Origin of the sequence: Mycobacterium gordonae (assembly GCF_001417955.2) — a bacterium.
Lineage (GTDB): Bacteria > Actinomycetota > Actinomycetes > Mycobacteriales > Mycobacteriaceae > Mycobacterium > Mycobacterium gordonae_B.
Genome location: NZ_LKTM01000368.1, coordinates 21,859 through 28,791, shown reverse-complemented (window position 1 = coordinate 28,791; position 6,933 = coordinate 21,859). Strand labels below are relative to the sequence as shown.

The 6,933-nt window shown below is 65.5% G+C and carries 7 protein-coding genes; 1 reads left to right on the top strand and 6 read right to left on the bottom strand.

Going from position 1 to position 6,933, the window contains the following annotated elements:
- The 5 genes from AO501_RS30400 to ychF all read right to left on the bottom strand — a co-directional run.
- Nucleotides 1-1,116: HNH endonuclease signature motif containing protein (locus AO501_RS30400; protein ID WP_055581292.1), on the bottom strand; the 1,116-nt coding region annotated here is incomplete at its 3' end.
- Between the two features lie 468 nt (nucleotides 1,117-1,584).
- Nucleotides 1,585-2,415 carry an alpha/beta fold hydrolase gene (locus AO501_RS30395; protein ID WP_055581297.1) on the bottom strand — a complete coding sequence of 277 codons (831 nt, stop codon included), beginning with the start codon at nucleotides 2,413-2,415 and terminating at the stop codon, nucleotides 1,585-1,587.
- A gap of 140 nt (nucleotides 2,416-2,555) precedes the next feature.
- Nucleotides 2,556-2,954 carry a VOC family protein gene (locus AO501_RS30390; protein ID WP_055581291.1) on the bottom strand — a complete coding sequence of 133 codons (399 nt, stop codon included), beginning with the start codon at nucleotides 2,952-2,954 and terminating at the stop codon, nucleotides 2,556-2,558.
- Between the two features lie 106 nt (nucleotides 2,955-3,060).
- Nucleotides 3,061-3,459 carry an ester cyclase gene (locus AO501_RS30385; RefSeq protein ID WP_055581296.1) on the bottom strand — a complete coding sequence of 133 codons (399 nt, stop codon included), beginning with the start codon at nucleotides 3,457-3,459 and terminating at the stop codon, nucleotides 3,061-3,063.
- Between the two features lie 4 nt (nucleotides 3,460-3,463).
- On the bottom strand, nucleotides 3,464-4,558 hold the full coding sequence (gene ychF / locus AO501_RS30380) for a redox-regulated ATPase YchF (protein WP_055581290.1): 1,095 nt from the start codon (nucleotides 4,556-4,558) through the stop codon (nucleotides 3,464-3,466).
- Nucleotides 4,559-4,642: 84 nt separating this feature from the next.
- On the opposite strand from ychF, the gene AO501_RS30375 reads away from it, so the two are divergent.
- Nucleotides 4,643-5,908, top strand: a complete 1,266-nt coding sequence (locus AO501_RS30375) for a DUF6542 domain-containing protein (protein WP_055581289.1) — start codon at nucleotides 4,643-4,645, stop codon at nucleotides 5,906-5,908.
- A 5-nt stretch (nucleotides 5,909-5,913) separates the two neighbouring features.
- Here AO501_RS30375 and AO501_RS30370 read toward each other — a convergent pair whose 3' ends face one another.
- A complete protein-coding gene (locus tag AO501_RS30370; RefSeq protein WP_055581288.1) occupies nucleotides 5,914-6,927 on the bottom strand; it encodes a 4-hydroxy-3-methylbut-2-enyl diphosphate reductase in 1,014 nt (337 codons plus the stop codon).
- Between the last annotated feature and the right edge of the window lie 6 nt (nucleotides 6,928-6,933).

The following is a 6,933-nucleotide window of genomic DNA, read 5'->3' as shown; positions in this document are numbered from 1 at the left end:
GCGCGCAAGTGACCCTGAGTTGAGCGGTTGCCCGGAGTCATCGGTGACTTGGAGGTGGGTGGCGTCACCGGTGATGGTGATCAGGCCGCGGTGGTGCAGCCGGTGGTGGTAGGGGCAGACCAGGACCAGATTGTGCAGCTCGGTGGGGCCGCCGTCTTGCCAATGGCGGATGTGATGGGCATGCAGGCCCCGGGTCGCCCCGCAGCCAGGCACTGCGCAGGTGGGGTGGCGATGTTCCAGAGCGCGGCGCAACCGCCGGTTGATCACGCGTGTCGTGCGGCCGGCGCCGATGACCTCCCCGTCCCGTTCAAACCACACCTCGCAGCTGGCATCGCAGGTCAGATAATCGCGTTCCGCCTCGGACAGCAGCGGGCCCAGATGCAGTGAGGCGACGCGCTGAGCGGCATCGACGTGCACCACCACCGTGGTGTGCTGCCCGTGCGGGCGCGCGGTCGCCTCGACATCCCAGCCGGCCTCGACCAGCCGCATGAACGCCTCCACCATCCCCGGCAACGGCGGTGCATTCTCGGATCCGCCCTGCCCATCCTCGCGATCGCGCTTCCACTGCGCGACCAGCGCCTCACGATGGCTGGCCAGCGCCGCGTCGAACGCGGCGGCCTCGGAATGCGGCAGGGTGATCCGCCACGTGGTCGACACCTCGTCACAGGTCTTGGTGATCGAGGCTTGTGGCTGCGGCCGAGACTCGGGCTTTGAGCGCGGCTCCAGCTTGAGCGCGGTGCGCAACTGGTTGACCGTGGCAACGCGCGCCAACTGCGCGTAGTGCTCATCGGATCCGTGTCCGGCGCGTGCCGCGATCACCCCGACCTGATCCAATGACAACCGGCCCTCACGCATGCCTTGCGTGCAGCGCGGAAACTCCCCCCACCGACCCGCAATGGTGGTGATCGTATGCGCATTGGCCGACGACGACCCCAGCTTCCAGGCCACCAACGCCGCAACCGACCGGGCGCCGGTGATCCCGCACAGCCCGTCGCGATCGATCTCGGCGGCGATCTCCACAATGCGGCCATCAACGGCGTTGCGCTGCCCGGCCAACTCAGCCAACTCCTCGAACAAGACCGCCAAGCGCTCCTTCGGAGACGTCACCGCAGACATGAACCCATCATCGCAGTGAGGTATGACAAGTTTCGGTCACCTTGCCCGCGCCTCGGATGCAAGCACCGTCAAAGACCAACCGCGGGAACCGGATTGGCGGTCAACGCTCCCAGCGTGAGCAGGTCGTCCGGAATCACCAACAAGTGCACCGGTGTGTTCAGCCGAAGTCGCTGTCCCCAGAGTGATGGAATTCCACCTCACATCCTTATGCCGGCTCACAAACCAGAGAACAACAGCGAAGGCCAGCGCAATCTCAACGCCGTTCGTGCCGGTATACCGCAACACCTACGCGTGGTTCATGCAGTTTCGCGGCGATCGCATCGCCAGGGTGACCGCGTTTTACGACAGCGTCGCGTTCAACGATGTATGGCGGCGGGTGACACCGACTGCGTGATGGGTACCAGTTAGCCTCTACGCCTTACTTTTTGAGCTACACGTTGAACCGGAGCTCCACCACGTCGCCGTTCGCTATGCCCACTGCGCGAACCAGTCGACCAGGAGTCCGGCGACGGCGTCGGGTTGTTCGTCTGGAAGCCAGTGTGATCCGGAAAGCACCTCGAACCGAAAGTCTTGCGTCACGTAACGTTCCGACCGACGGGCGGCGGCTTCGAGGATGTACTTGTCGCCATCACTCCAGATCATGAGCGTCGGTACACCAACCTCGCCGACGCGGCCGGACCACGGCGCGGCGCGATACCAGTTGAGTGCGGCAGTGTAGACACCTGGCTTCGTCATAGCCCTTGCGTCGCGGTCGGCAAGATCCGGTTGCTGACCGCCAGATCTCAGCATCTTGGCCAGCCTCTTCGCGCTCGCGTCGCCGCCGAGGTAGAACCGCTCAGGGATCAGTGGCAGTTGATAGAAGTAGGCGTACCACGAAGTCAGGCCTTGTCTGCTCGTCAACATCGCGTTCTGTAAAGCGTCTGGGTGCGGACTGGAGAGCGCCGATAACGTCCGTACCCGGTCGGGGTACTTCGCTGCGAAACTCCAGGCGACCAAGCCGCCGAAGTCGTGCCCCACCAAGTGCACTCGGCCGGCTCCGCTTGCGTCAACTAGTGCGCCCAAGTCTTCGACCAACTCAGACATCCGAAAATCGCGGCGGCGACGCGGTCGTGCGCCAGGCGAGATTCCTCGCTGGTTCGGTGCCAGGCATCGATAACCCGAACTCACCAGGCGCGGTACGACCTCATTCCAGGCGTCGTTCGTTTGCGGATGGCCGTGCAACAGCACGACGACGGGTGCATCTGCCGCCCCCCTATCCGAGACGTCGAAGTCCAGACCGCCGCGATCGAACTTCTCCATCACCAAATCATCGGGGAGGAGACGCGATTCGTAGCCGATTTCCAAGAATCGCGACGAAAGCTACTGGGCGCCAGCCTTCCCACCTGACGTTGTTGGAACCGGAACCCGACCGCGCCGGCGTTCAATGTCGAATCCCAAAGTCATATCCCGAACTTGGCGCGGGCCGCATCAGTGACCGGGGTGAAGAGGTTAACGAGGTTTCCGTCGGGGTCCCTGAACAACAGTGCACGGTTTCCCCACGGCATCGTCGTCGGCTCGGTGACCACCTCGGCTATGTGCTCGCGAAGTCGCTCGTACTCGGCGTCGACGTCGTCGACGATGAACTCGACGATTGCGGTCCGGTTGGCCGCCGGTTCAGCAGATCCTTGCCCAAACAAGGGAACGGTCTTGTCGCTACCGATGGCCAGCGCTCCGACCGATGTCGGAATCTCGGCGAACAGCTCGTTCCCCCAGATGGCGGAGACTTGGGTGACCATCTCATAGAAGCCGACCAATCGTTTCACGTCGGCTGTGATGACGCGGATCGAAACCAGTCTCATCGGGACCTCTCCTGGGGAGTGCCGCCGGATCACGGCGGAAGGGCTCAGCGAGCCGAATGCTAAGGGCACACTCCGACAAGTCGGGCCACGTCACTAGCCGTCGCCGCTACCTCTCCTGAGCGATCTGCCCGCGAACGGCTTCCTTGTCGACCACAGACCACACTTCGGCTATCCGCCCGTTTTCGAACCTGTAGAAGGCGTGCTCGGCGAACGACACTTGCCCACCCGTCGGTTCGAAACCCAAGAAAACATGGTGTGGAGTGCACTGAAAGAACAGCCGGCAGGACACGACCTGGTTGTCGGCGATCAGGATCTCCGGGACGAATTGAAGGTCCGGCGCCGCTCGGGTGTCACTCTCCAACATCGCCCGGTAACCGCTGAGTCGCAGCCGTACTCCGTTGTGCATGACGTCATCCGAGACGAAGTGTCGAAGATCGTCCCACCGTCGCGTATTCAAGCACCGCAAGTAGTCACGGTATGTCGTGAGCAGGTCACCCTCGGCCATCACATCACTTCTTGCCGCTTCCTGATGTTCCTCCGTGGCGGAACTCGACCACGTCCCCGTCGGCCATCACGTAGTCCTTACCTTCCATTCGGACCTTGCCCGCCGCTTTGGCCGCCGCCATAGAACCGGCCGCAACCAGGTCGTCGAACGACACGATTTCGGCCTTGATAAAGCCCTTCTCGAAGTCGGTGTGGATGACACCCGCCGCTTTGGGCGCGGTGTCCCCCTGGTGAATCGTCCAGGCCCGCGCCTCTTTCGGGCCCGCGGTCAGGTAGGTCTGAAGTTTCAGCGTGTGAAAACCAGCGCGCGCCAACGCATCCAGGCCCCGCTCGGTCTGGCCGATCGACTCGAGAAGTTCTGCCGCGGACTCGTCATCGAGCTCGATCAGTTCGGATTCGATTGCGGCATCGAGGAAAACCGCGTCGGCCGGGGCGACGAGCTCGCGCAACTCGGCGATCCGCGCGGCGTCGGTCAGCACCGACTCATCGGCGTTGAAGACGTACAGGAACGGTTTGGTGGTCAGCAGGTTCAGCTCGCGCAGCAAAGACGTGTCCACCCGCGCAGCAAACAGCGTCTTGCCGCTGTCGAGAATCTGCTGCGCGGCGACGGCGGCCTCGTGCACCGGTTTGCGCTCTTTGTTGGTGCGAGCTTCCTTCTCCAGCCTGGGCAGGGCGCGCTCCAATGTCTGCAGATCCGCGAGGATCAGTTCGGTTTCCACGATCTCGATATCGGAGCGCGGATCGACCTTTCCGGAGACATGCGTCACATCGTCGTCGGCGAACACCCGCACCACCTGACAGATCGCGTCGCATTCGCGGATGTGGGCCAGGAACTTGTTTCCCAGTCCGGCACCCTCGGAAGCCCCTTGGACCAGCCCGGCGATGTCGGTGAAGGTCACCGGCGCCGGCACGACGCGGGCCGATCCGAACAACTCCGCCAGCTTGTCCAGGCGCGGATCCGGCAGCGAGACCACACCCTCGTTGGGTTCGATCGTCGCGAACGGATAGTTGGCCGCCAACACATTGTTGCGGGTCAGCGCGTTGAACAGGGTCGACTTGCCGACGTTGGGCAGACCTACGATTCCCAGGCTTAGGCTCACGGGAAATCAAGTTTAGGGGGCACGCCAGCGATCACTGTCCAGCGATATACGGGGCTTTGGCCGCGCAGCCGGTACGGTCATTATGTGTCAGCGCAGCGGGAGAGAGCGGCGGTGGAGCCCAGTCACCGCTCCATCGTCCCTACCATCCCAGGTGTGCCGTGGTGGGCGGCGGTGCTCATCGCCGTCGGAGCGACGGCCCTCGGCTATGCGTTCGACGCCGGCCACAAGGAGCTGACCCACACCTTCGCGAGTCTGTACATCGCCGGATGCGTGGCAGCCGTCCTCGCGGTACGGCAAGCGGCGGTGTTCACCGCGGTCATCCAGCCGCCGCTGATCCTGTTCTGCACCGTGCCCGGGGCCTACTGGCTGTTCCACGGCGGCAAGGTCGACAAGTTCAAGGACCTGCTGATCAACTGCGGCTACCCGCTCATCGAGCGTTTCCCGCTGATGCTGGGTACCGCGGGAGTCATCCTGCTGATCGGCCTGATCCGGTGGTACTTCGGCAAGAACAGCAAAACCGGCGCGGCAAGCGGAGATGCGACATCCGACGAAGCACCCACGGACCGCCCGCCCCTGCTCAGTGGTTTCGTGGCGAAACTGAGCTCCCTGCTGGCCGGCGACTCCTACGACGACGCCGATGCCGACGCGGCCAACGCCGCACCGCCGGCCCACTCGAAAGGCCGGGCCGCCCGCAGCGGCCGCACGACCCGGAGCACCAGCCGGACGGCGCAGCGCCCGGCGCGGTCCCGTTCGCGGCACGCGCGCCCCGACGACTCCTTTGACCCGGCCGCGGAGCGTCCCCGCCGCTCGAGCCGCAGAAGTGCGGTGCCGTCCGCCGACACCCCCGACTACGACCGGACAGACCTACCGCCGCGGCGACGTCGGCGTCCGGAGGGCGACTCGGACCTGGGCGCGCACCCACCCCGGGAGCTGCGCCGCGAACCGCACCCACGGCGTAGCTCGTATGACCGGCCACGCTCCTCTGAAAGGCCGACTGAGCGGCCGTATGAGCGTCCAGAGCCGCGCAGCACCCGTTTCAATCCCTACGACTCCTACGACCGCCCCGCGTCCTCCGAGCGTTCCGAGCGCGGTGAACGCCGCAGCCGCCACGAGCGCCGGGGCAGCGGCTATGAGCCCTACCCGCCTTACGAGCCGCCGTACGAGCCCCGCAGCAGGCGCACCAACGGGTCGAACGGCGCCAACCCGACCCACCACCCGATCTCGCAGGTGCGTTACCGCGGAGAGGCACCGCGCAGCGAGCCGCGCGACGACCGCCGCGAGGAACCGCGTTCAGATCGCCGGAGCCGGCCCCGCGCACCGCGCAGGCCGCAGACCGAGCCCTGGGAGTAAGTCCCCTAGCCTCGCGACCGAGCAGGCCGGATTTCCCGCGGCAGTGCGAACACCAGCGTCTCGTTGGCCGTCGTCACCGGCTGGACCATGTCGTAGCCGTACTCAGCCAACCGGTCCAGCACACCGCTGACCAGCACTTCGGGAACCGACGCCCCGGACGTCACGCCGACCGTGGTGACGCCGTCCAGCCAGGCCGGGTCGATATCGTCGGCCCAGTCCACCAGATGCGCCGCGCGTGACCCCGCGTTCAGTGCCACCTCGACCAACCGCACCGAATTAGATGAGTTGCGGGATCCCACGACGATCACCAGCTCACACTCGGGGGCCATCGCCTTGACCGCGACCTGGCGGTTCTGGGTGGCGTAGCAGATGTCGTCGCTGGGCGGATCCTGCAACTTCGGGAAGCGCTGGCGCAGCCGCTCGACGATCTCCATGGTCTCGTCGACCGACAGCGTGGTCTGGGACAGCCAGATGACCTTGTCCTCGTCCCGGATGGTGACACGCTCGGCGGCCTCGACCCCGTCGACGAGCTGGACGTGGTCAGGGGCTTCGCCGGCGGTGCCGACGACCTCCTCGTGGCCCTCGTGCCCGATCAGCAGGATGTCGTAATCGGCGCGGGCGAAGCGCTTGGCCTCGTTGTGCACCTTGGTGACCAGCGGGCAGGTGGCGTCGATGGTCTGCAGGTTGCGTTCGGCGGCGGCCTCGTACACCGTCGGGGCGACGCCGTGCGCGGAGAAGACGACGATGGCACCCTCGGGCACCTGGTCGGTTTCCTCGACGAAGACCGCGCCCGCCCGGGCCAACGTGTCCACCACGTGCCGGTTGTGCACGATCTCGTGCCGCACGTAGACGGGAGCGCCGTGCTTCTCCAGCGCACGCTCAACCGTCTCGACGGCCCGGTCCACACCTGCGCAGTAGCCGCGCGGCTCCGCCAGCAGCACCCGCTTGCGGTCCGGCGCGCCATCGGAGGCCACCGTGCTCACCGCACCGGGAATCCCCATGTCAATAGTCGGCGCCATGTCTCT